Here is a 15461-nt window from a genome sequence, read left to right as displayed (position 1 = left end):
CGAACGCGCATCTCGACGTGGAGAGGGCAAGGCATGCTACATCAGGATTTTCCATCATTTCGGCGCGCAGCGCTCAGATCGCGCTCGCAATATTTCTTCGAGCGAGGGCAGATCGTGTTTCCCGATGGAACCACGCGTGTCACCATCGAGCGCGATCCTCTGCCGACGTATATTTCCCGTGGCGAGGGTGCCTATCTGATTGATGTCGACGGCAATCGGCTCCTCGACCTCAATAACAATTTCACGACGCTGATCCATGGTCACGGTTACCTCCCTGTCGCCGACGCGATCGCAGATCTGCTGCAGAAAGGAACCTGTTTTTCCAATCCAACGGAACACGAGTTGGGATTAGCGGAATTGCTCGTGCAGCGCATTCCCGCGATCGAGCAGATCCGCTTCGTCAATAGCGGCACCGAGGCCGTCATGTTCGCTATCAAGGCTGCCCGCGCCTTCACCGGGCGGTCGCGCATTGCCCGCGTCGAAGGAGCTTATCACGGTGCCTATGATTGGGCCGAGGTAAGCCAAGGCGCGTCGCCCGCATCGTGGGGCCTCCCGGACGCTCCCGCATCCACGACCTCTTATATCGGTGCGCCGCAAAGTGTGGCCGAAGAGGTCGATGTGATCCGTTTCAATGATGTCGAAGGCCTGGAGCGAAGGATGGCCGCGTCTGGTGGCGACCTTGCTTGTATCCTGATGGATCCCATGCCGAGCAGGGCAGGTTTGCTCGCTCCTGAGCCAGCCTTCCTCGAAGCCATTTCCGATCTGGCCCGACAATATGGCGTTCTCGTCGTAGCCGATGAAGTGCTGAATCTGCGTCAGGGATATCGCGGTGCATCGGCGCGTTTCGGGCTGGTGCCGGATCTTATCGCCGCCGGGAAGATTATCGGCGGCGGCTTCCCAGTCGGCGCGGTTGGTGGTCGCAAGGAGGTGATGGCAGTGTTCGCAAGCTCGGGCGCAAGGCCGGCGGTGCCACAGGGCGGCACCTTTTCGGCCAATCCGGTGTCAATGGTCGCAGGAAGAGTGGCTATGGAGGCACTGACATCGGCAAGCTTCGAGCGCCTGGATGAAATGGGTGCACGTGTGCGTGACGGCCTTTCTGCCGCGATCGTGCGTCATGACGCACCATTTATCGTCACCGGCTCGGCTTCGCTTTTCCGCATCCACCCCAAGCGACACGTTCCCCGTGACTATCGCCAGGCCTTCCCGACACCGGAACAGAACAGTTGGATGACCAATCTGACAAGCCACTTCCGTCAGCACGATATCCTTCTGCCCTTTGGAGCCGCCGCGTGCCTCTCCACGGCAATGACGAATCCCGATCTCGATCTGATCGTCGAAGTCTTCGGCGATTTCCTTGAAACCTACGAAGCCGATTTTGCTGGAGCAAACGCATGACCTCGATATCTTTAGAAACTGCCGCCGAATGCCTGGCTCGCTCACTGGTGCGCCACGACGTCACCCATATATTTGCCCAGAGCCTACCATCCGCTCTCATCCTGGCTGCTGAAGCGGTAGGCATTCGCCAGGTCGCCTACCGGCAGGAGAATATGGGCGGCGCCATGGCCGATGGCTACGCTCGACGATCCGGAAAGATCGGCGTGGTGGCTGCCCAGAATGGTCCTGCTGCCACGCTGCTGGTGCCGCCCATGGCCGAAGCGCTGAAAGCGAGCGTTCCGATCGTAGCACTTGTGCAGGAGGTTGAGCGCGATCAGATGGATCGGAACGCGTTCCAGGAGCTCGATCATATCGCGCTCTTCCAATCCTGCACGAAATGGGTGCGCAGGGTCATGGTCCCGGAGCGAATCGAGGACTATGTCGATGCCGCCTTCACTGCTGCTGCCTCCGGTCGACCCGGGCCGGTTGCGTTGCTGTTGCCTGCCGATCTGTTGCGCTCGGAGCTTGGTCTCAAAACCCCATCACGATCTCTGAATCTTGGCCATTGGCCGCTTGATCGGTCGTGCCCTGATCGCGCGAGTTTGCAAAAGGCAGCGGAGTTGATCGCTAATGCTCACAATCCCGTAGTCATCGCTGGTGGCGGCGTCCTCGGCAGTGATGCGTGCCATGAACTGGCCATGTTGCAGGATCTGGCTGTACTCCCAATTTTGACCACCAACATGGGCAAGGGTGCCGTTAATGAATATCATCCGCTTTCTGCTGGCGTCTTAGGATCACTCGTGGGTCCCCGGTCACTTGGGCGCCATACGGTTGCTCTCGTCGGCGAGGCAGACCTTGTCATTCTGATTGGAACCCGAACCAATCAGAATGGCACGGATAGCTGGCGGCAAATTCCTGCTGGTGCTCAGGTGATCCACATTGATGTCGATCCTCAGGAGATCGGCCGCAATTATCAAGCGCTGCGCCTGGTCGGGGATGCGCGCGAGACGCTCAGAGAGCTTGTTCATGCCCTGAACGGGCAAGATTTATCCCTGCGTCGGGACCAACGGACTGCTATTAGCGACCGTATAGCCGAGTGCTGGCGGCGGTTCGATGAGGATCGGCATCAGCTCATGCATGCTGCTGCCTCGCCGATCCGCCCGGAACGAATCATGGCAGAACTGCAGGCGTCATTGACACCGCAGACGACCGTCGTTGCGGATGCAAGCTATTCATCGATGTGGGTCGTCGGCCAATTGCGATCGCTTGACTCAGGAATGCGGTTCCTGACGCCGCGCGGTCTTGCGGGGCTGGGATGGGGCCTGCCTCTGGCTCTTGGCGCAAAGGCAGCTAGACCCGAGCATCCGGTGGTCGCCATCATTGGCGACGGCGGGTTCGCCCATAGCTGGGCGGAGATGGAAACCATGGTTCGCTCCGAACTTCCCATAACCATCATCCTTCTCAATAACGGTATCCTCGGTTTCCAGCGGGATGCCGAGACCGTGAAGTTCGGGCGCTTCACATCGGCGTGCCATTTTGCACCTGTCGATCATATGAAGATAGCTCAAGCCTGCGGATGCCCGGCGGTTCGCGTTGAGGATCCAGCCGAGCTCACGGCTCATCTACAGGGTGGTCTGGCAGGCAAGGGGCCGCTGTTTATCGAGGTCATGACAGATCCCGAAGCTCATCCCGCTTTGTCCTTGTTTGCCGGCTTGGATGAGGCTGCGTGATGCCAGGGCCGTCTCGCATCGCCGTCGTGACAGGAGGCACGAGCGGTATCGGATTGGCGACGGCGCGAAAGCTATTAGCGGCGGGGCATCGTGCCGCCGTCTTCAGTCACAGCGCTAAAACTGTGACTGACGCAACTGCCGTGCTTTCCGCGGAGTTCGGATCTGGACGGGTCCTGGGCCGAGTTGTCGATCTGTCGGATCCTGCGGCTGTTGCCGACTTCTTCAAAGAGCTCTCATCCAGCTGGGGAAATGCTGAAATTCTCGTCTGCAACGCCGGGATATCGCCCAAGGGCCTTGCTGGTCCTCGGCGGTTCGAGGATATCGGGCTGGAGGAATGGAACGAAGTGCTGGCCGTTAATCTGACCGGCGCCATGTTATGTTGTCAGGCAGTCGTCAGGGGAATGCGAGACGCGGGATTTGGACGCATCATTTTGATCGGATCGCTCGCGGGGCGGACACGCCCTCGCATTGCCGGCGGCGCTTACGCAGCCAGCAAGGCAGCACTGGCCGGTCTGATGCGCGCGCTTGTCGGGTCGTGCGGTCCTTTCGGCATAACCGTTAATCTCGTAGCGCCCGGCAGGATCTTGACGCCCCTGACTGGCGATCCCAATACGCCAACCAATCGGGACGCGGTTGCACGCATTCCTTCTGCCAGATTGGGAACGCCGGAAGACATCGCCGCTGCCGTTGCCTTCCTGGCGTCGGAGGAGGCGGGTTTCGTGAACGGTGCTATCCTCGATATCAACGGGGGCGAATATGCGCCAGCCTAGTGCCGTAACACGGTCCGGCGCGTCCAACTTCGAGCACTCCGATGCGGCGGCGAAGCTCGAAGTGGCCGCCTGCGACGAAGTCATTATCTGGACCTCCGATGCAGAGCTGTTCCTGCCGTTTAGTTATATTCTGAAGACGGAAGGCTTTATTCCCTCTTTGGCTTGCAGTGCCAACGATGTTCTGGCTTCCTGCGCGAACCGCTTACCGTGTGCCGTCCTTTTCGATTGCACCCACGAAACCCAGGATGCCGTTTCCTTATGTGGTGAAATCAGGCGATCCACGACACACGACGAGGTCCGTCTGATTGCACTCTTGCGAAGCGAAGCGCAGCCGCTTCACCTGGCGTTGCTGCAAGCCGGTGTTGATGACTGCCTGTTCAGGCCGCTTTCACCGGAGAAGTTGCTGACATCTCTCAGGCAGGCGACGGGAGAGGCCATGGAAACGGTCAACTCGAAAATGGTTGCGTCACCGGCTCTTGCTGACCTGGAAGTCGATGTTGCCAGTCGCCGAATACACTGCAACGGTCGCGACTTTGCGCTGCCACCCATTGAGTTTAATATTCTACGTCACCTGATGAACAGGGAGGGACAGCTCTGCAGCCGTTCCGAACTGATTGCTTCGGCTTGGCCGCCTTCCGCCGAAGTCACGCCGCGAACGGTGGATGTTCACATTGGTCGCTTGCGCAAGGCACTCGGGGAGCTGCCCGGATGTGGTGCTGCCATTCGCACCGTCCATGCAGCGGGCTATGTGTTCAAGCCACGGGGCTTGCGAAGGAATGGGTCAAGCACATCAGCATAGTCGCTTTGTTTGGACGTTTCTGGGTTTTTATTGATTATTTTAATTCAGTTTGATTCGGCTGCGAAGGTGATCAATCACCGCGCCTGAAAGCTCCGTAACTTCTCGAAAATCTCTGGCGCGATCTCAAATTGACGGGCCTTACCGCGCCCCATGGAATTCTTCACGAACGTCTCCGTCAGGATCCCGCGCTTCACCAGCGGCTCGATTGTCTCCGTCACGCCCATGCGTGTGAGCTTGGTAATTTCGACTATATTTGAGATAGTTAGCGCTTGGTGAGCTTGGTTCATGATGTAGAGAACACTCATCATACCGACCTGTTTCAGCCGCGATTGCGGTGTCTCGTCCTCCTGCGGATTATCCATGATCTCATGCAGGATGAAAGCTGCAAACGAAAGACTGTGCCACTGCGTGGTTAGGGTACTTGTCATCTTTTTAACTGCATCATATAAGTAAGTATAAATTATCAACGACGCCTGATTCGTCGTCGGACGGATCGTTTGATATCGCCACATCGAAGGATCATGCTGATGAAACGCCTTCTGGTTGGAACAATCTTCGCCATTGCCGGCTGCAGCCCTTTATACCTCATTTCCGAGCGGCTTGCGCGCGCCGATGATTGGGGATGTCAGGTTATCCTGTGCCTTTCCAATCCGGGTGGACCGACACAATATGCCGCCTGCCGTCCGCCGATCAGCAAGCTCTGGCAGGAGCTTGCCAAGGGGCATTCCTTTCCCACCTGCAGCGGTGTCGGCTTCAGGGCATCGCGTCCTGGTTACGAGCCTTATTTCTGCAGTGACAGCTATCGCCTGACGACACGCTATGGCGAGCGCGGCCAACAGGAGACCTGCGTTTCGCGAACCCTTTCCAAGGTTGACGGTGGTTATTGCGCTTCCGGCCGTGATGGTAGCGCTAGAGACGACGGGCTGGTGATATCGGCGCGTTGGCAGCAGGATGGTCGGCACGTTCAGTGCATGGGCTATCCGACGGCGCGGCCGAATGTGCGATCCGAGCCCCATTATGTCGATGTGACCATCGACGGCGTTGGAAGCCAGCGGGTGTGGTACTGATCATGGCCGTCTCCTTCACCGATCTTGCCCAGACCTGTGCGCCGGCGATTGCGATCGAAACGCTTGCAGCGGTTGTCAGTCTCGAAAGCCAGTTCCAGCCTTTTGATATTCGCGTGCGAGGAAGGTCATCTCTCCATGAACAGCCAAAGAACAAAGCCGAAGCGGTCGAAACCGCAACGGTGCTGATGGCGGAGCATAAAGATGTCCAGCTAGGGCTTGGCGGCATTGGCATCGCCGAATTGCGCAAATTTGATCTCAGTATCGCGGATGCCTTCGATCCGTGCCTCAACCTCAAGGCAACGGCGACACTGCTCGATGGTTATTATCGTTTGGCCGTGCGCGCCGGCGCGACATTGCAACAGGCTGAGCGCGTGATGCTGCAATCCTACTACGGGCGCTCCGATCCTTCGGTCGAAAAGATGGCTCAGTATGACGATCAGGTCCAAAGCGAGGCCAAGCGGCTCTCGAAGACCCTGTCCACCATAGCGATAGGGCAGAGTGCGCGGCGGCCGACGGTTTCCCAACTCCAGACCAATGATCTGTCCTTGAACGGTGAGGAAAAGCCTTCGCCCGAACGGTCGGCGAAACTACCGTCTTGGGATGTCTTCCATGTAGCGCGGCAATCATCCGCGCTGGTCTTCCAAAATGATCAACCGGAGCAGTCTGAATGATGTCGAGGATCAATATTCGTGCATTTGGCGCCACCGTTGCGATGGCAACTGTCCTTTCGATCGCCATGATCGAGCCAGCCTTCGCACAGAGCGCCGGCGGGATTGAGACGGTTCTGCAGAATATCGTCACCTTGCTCACCGGCAACGTCGCCAAGCTCCTGGCAACGATCGCCGTCATCATCGTCGGTATCGCCTGGATGTTCGGCTATCTAGATCTTCGCAAGGCCGCCTATGTCGTGCTTGGTATCGGCATTCTCTTTGGCGCCTCGCAGATCGTCAGCACGATTTCCGGGGGCTGAAGGTAATGGTGGAGAGGGTTTCGCTTGAGGAAGATACCCTGTTCCTGGCCTGCACTCGGCCGGCGATGATCGCCGGGGTGACGATGGAGGCCATGGGCGTCAACATTATGCTGACGACAATCCTCTACATTGTAGCTGGCTCGATTGCCTATGGGCTTGTCGGTGTGGTCTTTCATTTCATTTTTCGCTCGCTCGTCAAGCATGACCACAACATGTTCCGCATTCTGCTGGCTTGGATCGAAACCCGTGGTCGTTCGCGCAACGGCGCCTATTGGAGGGGTGCTTCGCTGACGCCGTTGAGGCTAGTGCGACACTATGACGAAAGGGACCTTGGCCATGCCTAATGTGTCCCGTCTCAAATCCCGTGAACTCGAGCCGGAAACCTTCATCCCCTATGTCCGGCACGTGGATGAGGCCGTGGTCGCGCTCGATTCCAGGGCTTTGCTAGCGATGATCGCTGTGGAGGGCGTATCGTTCGAGACAATCGATGCTATCGACCTGAACAGTCTGCAGGGCGATCTCAACACGCTCTACCGCAACATTGCGGACGAGCGTCTTGCAATCTGGACCCACATCATCCGCCGCCGCGATAACACTTATCCCGACGGTGGATTCACCAATCCCTTCTCGGCAGCTCTGAATGACAAATATCGCGAACGGATGGTGAGAGAAGACCTATTTCGCAACGATCTCTATCTCTCCCTGCTTTGGCATCCCGGACGCGATCCGGCCGAGCGGCTTGCAAATTTGCTGTCACGGCTTCGCAAGGCCCAACGAGCTGCGGTCGAGCTCGATGAGGACAGCCTGAAGCGTCTGCGGGACAAGGTCACCGATGTTACCGCGGGACTGAGACGCTTCGGCCCCCGTGTGCTGTCACTCTACCATCGGAACGGCATCCTGTTTTCCGAACCGAGCGAGGTGCTGCATCAGTTGATCGGCGGCCGCCGAGAACCGATCCCATTGACGGAAGGAAGGGTCTCCTCGGCGATCTATTCCGATCGTGTGATCTTCGGGCGGGAGACCGTCGAGATCCGCGATGAAGGGACAAGCCGTTATGCGGGCATGTTCGGTTTCAAGGAATATCCGGCGAGAACCCGCGGCGGTATGCTGGACGGCATTCTGACGGCACCTTTCGAGCTGATCCTCACCCAGTCCTTCGCGTTCAGGTCCAAAACCGATGCCCGCACTATCATGGGCCGCAAGCAGAACCAAATGGTGAGTGCGCTCGACAAGGCAGCCTCCCAAATTGAAGAGCTTGATGCGGCAATGGACGAGCTGGAATCGAACCGTTTCGTGCTCGGCGAACACCATCTGACCCTCGGGGTCTTCGCTTCATCTGTCAAAGACCTTGCTGACAATCTTGCGAAGGTGCGCTCGCATCTGACCAATGGTGGCGCCGTCGTGGCGCGTGAGGATCTAGGGCTGGAAGCTGCATGGTGGGCACAATTGCCCGGTAATTTTCGGTATCGGGCCCGTTCCGGTGCAATCACCTCGCGGAATTTTGCAGCACTTTCTCCGTTTCATTCCTATCCTATGGGCAGGAAGGACGGTAACGAATGGGGACCAGCCGTCGCCATGCTGAAGACGGCGTCGGGCTCGCCGTTCTATTTCAATTTCCACTATGGTGATCTGGGCAACACCTTCGTCTGCGGTCCGTCGGGTGCTGGCAAGACGGTACTTCTCAATTTCATGCTATCGCAACTCGAAAAGCATGACCCGCACATGGTCTTCTTCGACAAGGATCGTGGCGCCGACCTCTTCGTCCGGGCTGCCGGCGGTACCTATTTGCCGCTGAAGAACGGGCTTCCCACCGGATGTGCACCGCTGAAAGCCTTAGAGCTGACACCGGAGAACAAGATATTCCTGGCACGATTTATCGCCAAGCTAGCCGGAGCGGTGGCGCGTGATTTTGCGGTCAGCGATGTTAGCGATATCGCGCTGGCGATCGATGGTCTTGCTGATCTGCCGAAAGAGCAGCGCACGATCGGCGCTTTGCGCACCTTTCTCAACAATACCGATCCGGAAGGGATCGCGGCGCGCCTGCGTCGGTGGGAAAGAGGCGGGCCGCTTGGTTGGGCCTTCGACAACGAGGCCGATGAGATCGGTATCGGCGCCAAATTTCTCGGCTACGACATGACCGATTTCCTCGACAATGAGGAAATCCGCAATCCCTTGATGGCTTATCTTTTCCATCGGGTCGAACAGTTGATCGATGGCCGACGGATCATCATCGTTATCGACGAGTTCTGGAAGGCGCTGCAGGACGAGAGCTTTCTTGATCTTGCCCAGAATAAGCTCAAGACCATTCGCAAGCAGAACGGCTTGATGCTCTTTGCCACGCAAAGCCCGCGAGACGCCATCAACTCACCGATCGCGCATACGATCATCGAGCAGTGCCCAACCCAGGTTTTCCTACCGAATTCCCGCGGTGATCGAGACGATTATGTCAGTGGCTTCAAGCTCACCGAACGCGAATTCGAGTTGGTTGCCCGCGAGCTCTCCGCCGAAAGCCGGCGCTTTATCGTTAAACAGGGTCACAACAGCGTTGTCGCCGAGCTCAATCTCAACGGTTTTGGCGACGAGCTCGCAATCCTCTCCGGGCGAACGGCAAACGTGGAACTTGCCGAGGCGATCCGGGCAGAGCTTGGCGATGACCGGGACGAATGGTTGCGGATATTCCAACAGACGAGGAGTGCAAGCTGATGGCGCAGAGCAGAATGATTCCCATGACAGCGATAGTACTTTTCCTTTCTTCGTATGCCGCCGACGCACAGGGTATCCCTGTTATCGACCAGACCGCGATTGCCAAGCAGATCGAAAGCATAACCCAACTGAAATCGCAGCTCGATGCGCTGAACCAGCAACTCCAGCAGGCCCAGCAGCTCTACGGTTCGCTAAACAAGCTGACCAACATGGCCGACGTCGCCAGCCTGTTGAACGATCCGGCGATCCGCAAGGCGTTGCCAGGGGACTTTTCTGCCGTCGAAAGCCTGCTCAGGGGCGCAGGTTCAGGCACGCTTGGCCATGCCGCCTCAAAGTTCTTGACCGACAATTCGACCTACAAAACGAGCGCTAACGACTTTTATGCTCAAGAACTGTCGCGTCTTCAGAACAAGAATGCTGGGCAGATGGGCCTCGGCCAGCAAATTTACGATACCGCGACCAAGCGGATCGACGGGATTGATCAATTACGTCGGCAAATCTCTTCGGCGAGCGATGCCAAGGACATCGCCGATCTGCAGGCGCGGCTGCAGGCCGAAACGGCCTTTCTCCAGACCGATATGCTCAGGATGCAGGCGTTGCAGATGGTGCAGCAGGCCGAGGTTCAGGTCGATGAACAGCGCAAGGCCGAGGATTGGCGCAAGCGCATGGATACGATGGGAGCGGCCCTTCAATGAAGTTTCTTGTTCTCCTCACACTCGGTGTTTGTTTGTTCGGCTGCTCGAAGCAGCCCGAGCATACTTATTCGGTCGATGAGTTGATGGCCAACCAGACGCTGCTGTCGGATCTCATCGCCAAATGCAAAAGCAATCCCGGCGAGTTGCGAGCCACGCCGAACTGCGTAAATGCCGAGGCGGCGGATTGGAAATCCCGCCTGGAGCGCATGGGCAAAGCGCTTGGAGGCTGAGGTATGTATCAAATCTTTGCCTTCGTCGATGGGCAGTTCAAGGCGCCGTTGGAGAACTTCATATCGTCAGGTACGTCGAATATCGCCAGCTGGGTCACCGGGCCATTGACGGCGGCATTGACACTTTATGTCATCCTCTACGGCTTCCTGATCCTGCGCGGATCAGTCCACGAACCGATCATGGATTTCGCCTTTCGGGCAATAAAGCTTGCCATCATCCTAATGCTGGTCACGAATGCTGGCGAGTATCAGACTTATGTCGGCGGTATCTTCTTCGACACCTTGCCCAAGGAGATTTCACAGGCGTTGAACTCCGGCACGATACCAAGCGCCTCGACCTTCGACAGCCTATTGGATAAAGGTCAGAAATGCGCTCACGAGATCTGGGCGCGCGCCTCGTGGGGCGTCGACATCGTCACCGGCTTCGGTGGCATGCTGGTCATCTTGGCAAGTTTCGTGGTTGCCGCGATCGGTTATATCGTCTCGCTTTATGCGCGTCTCGCACTGGCGATCGTGCTCGCTATCGGCCCGATTTTCGTAGCGCTCGCCATGTTCCGCTCGACACGCCGCTTTACCGAAGCCTGGATCGGGCAACTCGCCAACTTCGTTATCCTGCAGGTACTGGTCGTGGCGGTTGGCTCGCTACTCATTAGTTGCATCGATTCCACCTTCACAATGATCGAGAGCTACAGCGACGTACTCATGCGACCGGTTGCGCTCGGCGCCATTTGCCTTGCCTCCCTCTACGTTTTTTATCAGCTTCCAGGCATCGCCTCGGCGCTTGCCGCGGGCGGAGCGTCGCTCACCTACGGCTATGGCGCGGCACGCGACGCCCATGAAGGCACGCTTGCCCGAGGTGCTACCTACATGGCGCGAGCGACTGGTCGGGGTGCACGTGCCGTTGGCCGCAGCTTTCGTTCCCAAAGAGCCGGCTGATGTGGAACTTCAAGCAAATTACAAGATGGTTGACGATGATCCGAATATTCGTGCTTTTCTGTATGGCATCAACACTCGGCGGCTGCGCGTCCCATTCCTATCCCCTGCCTAAATGCGACGGCTATTCGCGCCGGCCGCTCAATCGCGCCATGTGGCAATGGGACGGCGATAGTGGGTCCACGCCGCAACCGCCTCGCTCTTCATCGGCACAGTCCGGTGGCAAGCCGCCTGCCTACGTCGAGGAAAAGCCGGATATCGTTCCCGCCGCCTTCGCGCATTTTGATGTCGGCCACTCCTATCGCCGATGCGGAGGGCCGCGGTGATGGTGACGACGGACAGTCTCAAGGATTATTTCGACAAGGCCCGGCGCTTCGACCAGGATCGCATGATCCAGATGGAACGTTCGGCTCGGATTGCCTGGTTCGTAGCCACCGGGGCCGGCATTCTTGCGGCGATTTCTATCGTTGCAATCGCAGGTTTGACACCGCTGAAGACGGTCGAGCCTTTTGTCGTGAGAGTCGACAATTCCACCGGTATTGTCGATGTCGTTTCGGCACTCACGTCGACCGCGGGCACCTACGACGAAGCTGTGACCAAATATTTTGCCGCTCGCTATGTTCGTGCCCGCGAGGGTTATGTCTGGAGTGAGGCGGAGGAGAATTTTCGCACGGTTTCGCTACTCTCAACGGCGCCGGAACAGACCCGCTTTGCCGCGATTTATCGTGGTGGTAATCCGGATTCCCCGCAAAATATCTACGGTCGCGGCGCCACGTCGCGGATCAACATCGTTTCCATCTCGCTGATCAACGCCCATGTCCTGTCTGTTCGCTATATGCGTACCATCACCCGCGGTGACGAGACCCATACGACCCATTGGGTGGCAACGCTTACCTTCTCCTATGTGAATGCTCCAATGTCCTCGACCGATCGGCTGATAAATCCGCTCGGCTTCGCCGTCAGCGACTATCGATCCGATCCGGAGGCCATCAATTGAAACATCTGAAACATCATTGTTTGATCGCACTGCTCCTGACTGCTGGCTGGTCATCGGCAGCCCTTGCGCTGGAAACGCCGCGCGGGGCCTCCCAGGACAGTCGGATACGCTTCGTCGACTATCAGCCTTACAATATTACCAGGATCGTGGGCTCGTTGCGCTCCTCCGTCCAGGTGGAGTTTGCCGCCGACGAGGAAATTGCCCATGTGGCGCTTGGCAACACTGTCGCATGGGAAGTGGCGCCAGCCGGCAATATCCTCTTCCTGAAGGCGCGAGAGAACCAGCCGGTCACCAACATCTCCGTGGTCACGACACGTCGTGACGGTTCGACGCGCAGTTACCAGATGGAGTTGACGGTCCGAGATGGTCCGGTTGCGGCCGGCCAGGATACTTACTTCTATGTCAAATATCGCTATCCAGCCGATGATGCCGAACGCCGTCGTCAGGAGGCGCTCGCGCGAACCCAGGCAGCACAAGCCGGACAAGCCGACACAGTGCTGGCTTTGCACGAGCAATATGGACCGCGCAATTGGCGTTATTCGGCGCAGGGATCAGGGGCCTTGGAACCGAACGCTGTTTATGACAACGGCAAGATCACGGCCATCGCCTTCTCCGGCAATCAGGAAATCCCGGCAATCTATATGGAAAACTCCGACGGCACCGAAAGCCTGGTACCCAAGTCGGTTTCCGGTGATCTCGTGCTCGTTCACGCGATCGGCCGCAAATTCATTCTGCGGCGGGGAGGAGACGTGCTCTGCATCTTCAACGAAGCCTACGATCCGACCGGCATCGATCCCAACACCAATACGATCTCGCCTTCGGTCGAGCGCGTCGTGAAAGCGCAGGCGGCAAGCGCTGCAACAGGAGGAGCCCATGGCGGATGAGGCGGAAGACCGTATCCCAGGTGAGCGCGCCGAGACGGATGTCAATCAGCGAACTGAGGGCCGTCCATTCCTGAAGCGCGGTGGCGTGGTGCTAGCGATGGTCGCCTTTGTTGGGTTTTCGTTGTGGTCGATGCGTGACCGGCAAAAGGCTGAGACGAAAGAGCCCGACCATGTCGTTATTCGCCAGACGGCTGACTTCGAGCCGGCGAAGGAAGAGGTAAAGCCGGCCACACCCCTTCCTGAGGTGTTGCTACCGACGCCTGCGTCAAAGGAGCAGGTCACACCCGCTGAAGACCCCTTGTTGGACTCCGCCCGCCGTGCGCCCGTCATGGCCTATAGTGGACAGCAGTCATCATCGCAACGACGCGACACAGCAGCCGCGATGTCGCAAGATCCAGGTTCCAATTACCTGCCCGTTCCTGGCAGCTTTGGGGGCGCCCAACCTGAAACCGAGGGCCAGCGCTTCAACAGGATGTTGACGCCGACCCAGCTGGAAGGATCACGCGCCGGCACGCTCGGCAACCGCGACTTCATTGTCGCTATGGGAACGTCCATTCCGTGCGTGCTCGAGACGGCGCTTGCTTCCGATCAGCCGGGCTTCGCCAGCTGCGTCATCAATCGCGATGTTCTTTCCGACAACGGCCGCGTGGTCCTGATGGAGAAAGGAACTCAGATCGTCGGAGAATATCGAGGCGGCTTGAACCGGGGCCAGAAGCGCCTGTTCGTGCTTTGGAATCGCGCAAAGACGCCAGAAGGTGTGATTATTACACTCGCCTCACCCGCGACCGACGCACTCGGGCGGGCGGGCATGGATGGTTATGTCGACACGCATTGGTGGGAGCGCTTCGGCAGCGCCATCCTGCTCTCCATTGTCGGCGACGCAACGACCTATGCCGGCAGCCGGCTGCAGGATAGTGACGTTCAAGCGCAGAATACGACGACTTCTGGCCAGCAGGCAGCAGCGATCGCCGTCGAGCAATCCATTAATATCGCGCCGACATTGACAAAGCATCAGGGCGAACTCGTCTCGATTTTTGTAGCCCGTGATCTCGACTTTTCCGACGTCTATAGCCTGCGTGTTACCGAACCCCGCAACAGGATCCTCGATCGGGCGGTATCGGGGGATTTCGGGCCTCAATCGACGCTGGTGACGAAGTAGGGCGGAAGATGGCGGAAGCTTCAGATGCTCGCGTGGTGCGTGAATTGCTTTTGCCACTATCTCGCTTCCTGAAGGATACGTCGCTCTATGAGATCGTCGTCAACCGCCCGGGTGAAGTGCTGACCGAGGGAACGGAGGGATGGCAGCATCATGCACTGCCGGATCTTAGTTTCGAGAAGCTCATGCGCCTTGCCCGGGCCATTGCAAGCTATTCGAACCAGGCAATCGATGAGGCCCGGCCGGTCTTGTCGGCCACCTTACCCGATGAAGAGCGGATTCAGATCGTTGTTCCGCCGGCAACGACGAAGGGCACGGTCAGCATCACGATCAGGAAGCCGTCGTCAGTGACGCTGACGTTGGATGATCTCGAAAGGGGTGGATTATTTTCCAATGTCTCCTCGCCGAACCGCCATGTTGAATCCTCCAATACCAGGTTAGACAAGATCCTTAAGGCAGGCAACTACGCGACGTTTCTGCGCGCGGCGGTTCTTGAGCGAAAGAACATCATCATCTCGGGGGCGACCGGATCTGGCAAGACCACCCTCTCGAAGGCATTGATCCGGCATATCCCGGAGCATGAGCGGATAATCTCGATCGAGGATACGCCGGAGCTGGTCATCTCGCAGCCCAATCACGTCAAGCTTTTCTATTCGAAAGGAGGGCAGGGGCTGGCGAAAATCAGCGCGAAAGATTTGCTCGAATCGTGCCTCAGGATGCGACCCGATCGCATTCTTCTACAGGAGCTGCGCGACGGCTCAGCCTTCTACTACATCCGCAATGTCAATTCAGGACACCCTGGATCGATCACAACGGTGCATGCCGATTCCGCGGCCCTGGCATTCGAACAACTGACGTTGCTCGTCAAAGAGTCGGAAGGAGGTCGTGACCTTGAGCGCGGCGATGTTCGTAGTTTGCTCAAGGTCGCGATCGATATCATTGTCCAGTGCAAGCGGATCGATGGGCGATTTCGGGTGAGCGAGATTTTTTTCAAGCCGTGATCGAGCGGAGAAATGATTGGTTCCTGCATTTTGGTTTGTTCGCTTCAGCCGAGGTTCCTTGTAAACGGAAAACAGGCCTAACCAGATTTAATCCGGTGCCTTGTCTTCCTCGGCTTCGGCGAACGGCCTCGTTCATCGGAAAACTGGACCGG

At 57.9% G+C, this 15461-nt stretch carries 18 protein-coding genes; 17 read left to right on the top strand and 1 reads right to left on the bottom strand.

The genetic code is table 11. From position 1 onward, the window contains the following. Positions 1-33 precede the first annotated feature (33 nt). Genes GDN47_RS24855 through GDN47_RS24840 form a run of 4 tightly spaced genes read left to right on the top strand, consistent with a single transcriptional unit; the run spans position 34 to position 4673 of the window. Positions 34-1395, top strand: coding sequence for an aspartate aminotransferase family protein (locus GDN47_RS24855; protein WP_152094461.1), 1362 nt, complete (start codon positions 34-36; stop codon positions 1393-1395). Further along, a complete protein-coding gene (locus tag GDN47_RS24850; RefSeq protein ID WP_152094460.1) occupies positions 1392-3104 on the top strand; it encodes an acetolactate synthase catalytic subunit in 1713 nt (570 codons plus the stop codon). Before GDN47_RS24855 ends, GDN47_RS24850 begins: the two co-directional genes overlap by 4 nt. Further along, a complete protein-coding gene (gene fabG / locus GDN47_RS24845; RefSeq protein WP_152094459.1) occupies positions 3104-3874 on the top strand; it encodes a 3-oxoacyl-ACP reductase FabG in 771 nt (256 codons plus the stop codon). Before GDN47_RS24850 ends, fabG begins: the two co-directional genes overlap by 1 nt. Then, entirely contained in the window at positions 3861-4673 is an 813-nt protein-coding gene (locus GDN47_RS24840) for a winged helix-turn-helix transcriptional regulator (protein WP_152094458.1), read from the top strand. Before fabG ends, GDN47_RS24840 begins: the two co-directional genes overlap by 14 nt. 74 nt (positions 4674-4747) lie before the next feature. Here the strand turns inward: GDN47_RS24840 and GDN47_RS24835 are convergent, their stop codons facing one another. Continuing rightward, positions 4748-5101 carry a helix-turn-helix domain-containing protein gene (locus GDN47_RS24835; protein WP_095436095.1) on the bottom strand — a complete coding sequence of 118 codons (354 nt, stop codon included), beginning with the start codon at positions 5099-5101 and terminating at the stop codon, positions 4748-4750. A 99-nt stretch (positions 5102-5200) separates the two neighbouring features. Between GDN47_RS24835 and GDN47_RS24830 the strand changes: the two genes are divergently transcribed. The 13 genes from GDN47_RS24830 to virB11 are packed head-to-tail and all read left to right on the top strand — an operon-like array spanning position 5201 to position 15309. Beyond that, positions 5201-5740 carry a hypothetical protein gene (locus GDN47_RS24830; protein WP_152094457.1) on the top strand — a complete coding sequence of 180 codons (540 nt, stop codon included), beginning with the start codon at positions 5201-5203 and terminating at the stop codon, positions 5738-5740. Positions 5741-5742: 2 nt separating this feature from the next. After that, positions 5743-6411: a lysozyme family protein gene (locus tag GDN47_RS24825; RefSeq protein ID WP_152094491.1), complete on the top strand. Its 669-nt coding sequence runs from the start codon at positions 5743-5745 to the stop codon at positions 6409-6411. After that, positions 6408-6710: a TrbC/VirB2 family type IV secretion system protein gene (locus tag GDN47_RS24820; protein ID WP_095433292.1), complete on the top strand. Its 303-nt coding sequence runs from the start codon at positions 6408-6410 to the stop codon at positions 6708-6710. Before GDN47_RS24825 ends, GDN47_RS24820 begins: the two co-directional genes overlap by 4 nt. Positions 6711-6715: 5 nt before the next feature. Further along, a complete protein-coding gene (locus GDN47_RS24815) occupies positions 6716-7054 on the top strand; it encodes a VirB3 family type IV secretion system protein (RefSeq protein WP_113352766.1) in 339 nt (112 codons plus the stop codon). Next, positions 7047-9413: a VirB4 family type IV secretion/conjugal transfer ATPase gene (locus tag GDN47_RS24810; RefSeq protein ID WP_152094456.1), complete on the top strand. Its 2367-nt coding sequence runs from the start codon at positions 7047-7049 to the stop codon at positions 9411-9413. Before GDN47_RS24815 ends, GDN47_RS24810 begins: the two co-directional genes overlap by 8 nt. Continuing rightward, the gene (gene virB5 / locus GDN47_RS24805) at positions 9413-10108 is read left to right on the top strand and encodes a P-type DNA transfer protein VirB5 (protein ID WP_152094490.1); all 696 of its coding nucleotides are present in this window, start codon (positions 9413-9415) and stop codon (positions 10106-10108) included. The genes GDN47_RS24810 and virB5 overlap by 1 nt, the downstream gene beginning before the upstream one ends. Then, on the top strand, positions 10105-10338 hold the full coding sequence (locus GDN47_RS24800) for an EexN family lipoprotein (RefSeq protein WP_152094455.1): 234 nt from the start codon (positions 10105-10107) through the stop codon (positions 10336-10338). The genes virB5 and GDN47_RS24800 overlap by 4 nt, the downstream gene beginning before the upstream one ends. Before the next feature lie 3 nt (positions 10339-10341). Further along, positions 10342-11274, top strand: coding sequence for a TrbL/VirB6 family protein (locus GDN47_RS24795; RefSeq protein ID WP_152094454.1), 933 nt, complete (start codon positions 10342-10344; stop codon positions 11272-11274). 35 nt (positions 11275-11309) lie between these two features. Further along, on the top strand, positions 11310-11597 hold the full coding sequence (locus GDN47_RS24790; RefSeq protein ID WP_152094453.1) for a hypothetical protein: 288 nt from the start codon (positions 11310-11312) through the stop codon (positions 11595-11597). Beyond that, on the top strand, positions 11597-12268 hold the full coding sequence (locus GDN47_RS24785) for a VirB8 family type IV secretion system protein (RefSeq protein WP_152094489.1): 672 nt from the start codon (positions 11597-11599) through the stop codon (positions 12266-12268). Before GDN47_RS24790 ends, GDN47_RS24785 begins: the two co-directional genes overlap by 1 nt. Before the next feature lie 5 nt (positions 12269-12273). Next, a complete protein-coding gene (gene virB9, locus GDN47_RS24780) occupies positions 12274-13152 on the top strand; it encodes a P-type conjugative transfer protein VirB9 (protein WP_173002564.1) in 879 nt (292 codons plus the stop codon). Further along, on the top strand, positions 13142-14311 hold the full coding sequence (gene virB10, locus GDN47_RS24775; protein WP_152094451.1) for a type IV secretion system protein VirB10: 1170 nt from the start codon (positions 13142-13144) through the stop codon (positions 14309-14311). The genes virB9 and virB10 overlap by 11 nt, the downstream gene beginning before the upstream one ends. 8 nt (positions 14312-14319) lie before the next feature. After that, positions 14320-15309, top strand: coding sequence for a P-type DNA transfer ATPase VirB11 (virB11, locus tag GDN47_RS24770; RefSeq protein WP_152094450.1), 990 nt, complete (start codon positions 14320-14322; stop codon positions 15307-15309). The last annotated feature ends 152 nt before the right edge of the window (positions 15310-15461 follow it).

It is taken from the genome of Martinezella dioscoreae, from assembly GCF_009176305.1.
Taxonomy (GTDB): Bacteria; Pseudomonadota; Alphaproteobacteria; order Rhizobiales; family Rhizobiaceae; genus Rhizobium; species Rhizobium dioscoreae.
The sequence above is the reverse complement of the archived record's forward strand: the minus strand, read 5'-3'. Positions and strand labels throughout refer to the sequence as shown.

Bases quoted from the DNA above. Each gene is read 5' to 3' on its own strand.
- GDN47_RS24855 (WP_152094461.1), top strand. From the start codon at position 34: ATGCTACATCAGGATTTTCCATCATTTCGGCGCGCAGCGCTCAGATCG.
- GDN47_RS24850 (WP_152094460.1), top strand. From the start codon at position 1,392: ATGACCTCGATATCTTTAGAAACTGCCGCCGAATGCCTGGCTCGCTCA.
- fabG (WP_152094459.1), top strand. From the start codon at position 3,104: ATGCCAGGGCCGTCTCGCATCGCCGTCGTGACAGGAGGCACGAGCGGT.
- GDN47_RS24840 (WP_152094458.1), top strand. From the start codon at position 3,861: ATGCGCCAGCCTAGTGCCGTAACACGGTCCGGCGCGTCCAACTTCGAG.
- GDN47_RS24835 (WP_095436095.1), bottom strand. From the start codon at position 5,101: ATGACAAGTACCCTAACCACGCAGTGGCACAGTCTTTCGTTTGCAGCT.
- GDN47_RS24830 (WP_152094457.1), top strand. From the start codon at position 5,201: ATGAAACGCCTTCTGGTTGGAACAATCTTCGCCATTGCCGGCTGCAGC.
- GDN47_RS24825 (WP_152094491.1), top strand. From the start codon at position 5,743: ATGGCCGTCTCCTTCACCGATCTTGCCCAGACCTGTGCGCCGGCGATT.
- GDN47_RS24820 (WP_095433292.1), top strand. From the start codon at position 6,408: ATGATGTCGAGGATCAATATTCGTGCATTTGGCGCCACCGTTGCGATG.
- GDN47_RS24815 (WP_113352766.1), top strand. From the start codon at position 6,716: ATGGTGGAGAGGGTTTCGCTTGAGGAAGATACCCTGTTCCTGGCCTGC.
- GDN47_RS24810 (WP_152094456.1), top strand. From the start codon at position 7,047: ATGCCTAATGTGTCCCGTCTCAAATCCCGTGAACTCGAGCCGGAAACC.
- virB5 (WP_152094490.1), top strand. From the start codon at position 9,413: ATGGCGCAGAGCAGAATGATTCCCATGACAGCGATAGTACTTTTCCTT.
- GDN47_RS24800 (WP_152094455.1), top strand. From the start codon at position 10,105: ATGAAGTTTCTTGTTCTCCTCACACTCGGTGTTTGTTTGTTCGGCTGC.
- GDN47_RS24795 (WP_152094454.1), top strand. From the start codon at position 10,342: ATGTATCAAATCTTTGCCTTCGTCGATGGGCAGTTCAAGGCGCCGTTG.
- GDN47_RS24790 (WP_152094453.1), top strand. From the start codon at position 11,310: ATGATCCGAATATTCGTGCTTTTCTGTATGGCATCAACACTCGGCGGC.
- GDN47_RS24785 (WP_152094489.1), top strand. From the start codon at position 11,597: ATGGTGACGACGGACAGTCTCAAGGATTATTTCGACAAGGCCCGGCGC.
- virB10 (WP_152094451.1), top strand. From the start codon at position 13,142: ATGGCGGATGAGGCGGAAGACCGTATCCCAGGTGAGCGCGCCGAGACG.
- virB11 (WP_152094450.1), top strand. From the start codon at position 14,320: ATGGCGGAAGCTTCAGATGCTCGCGTGGTGCGTGAATTGCTTTTGCCA.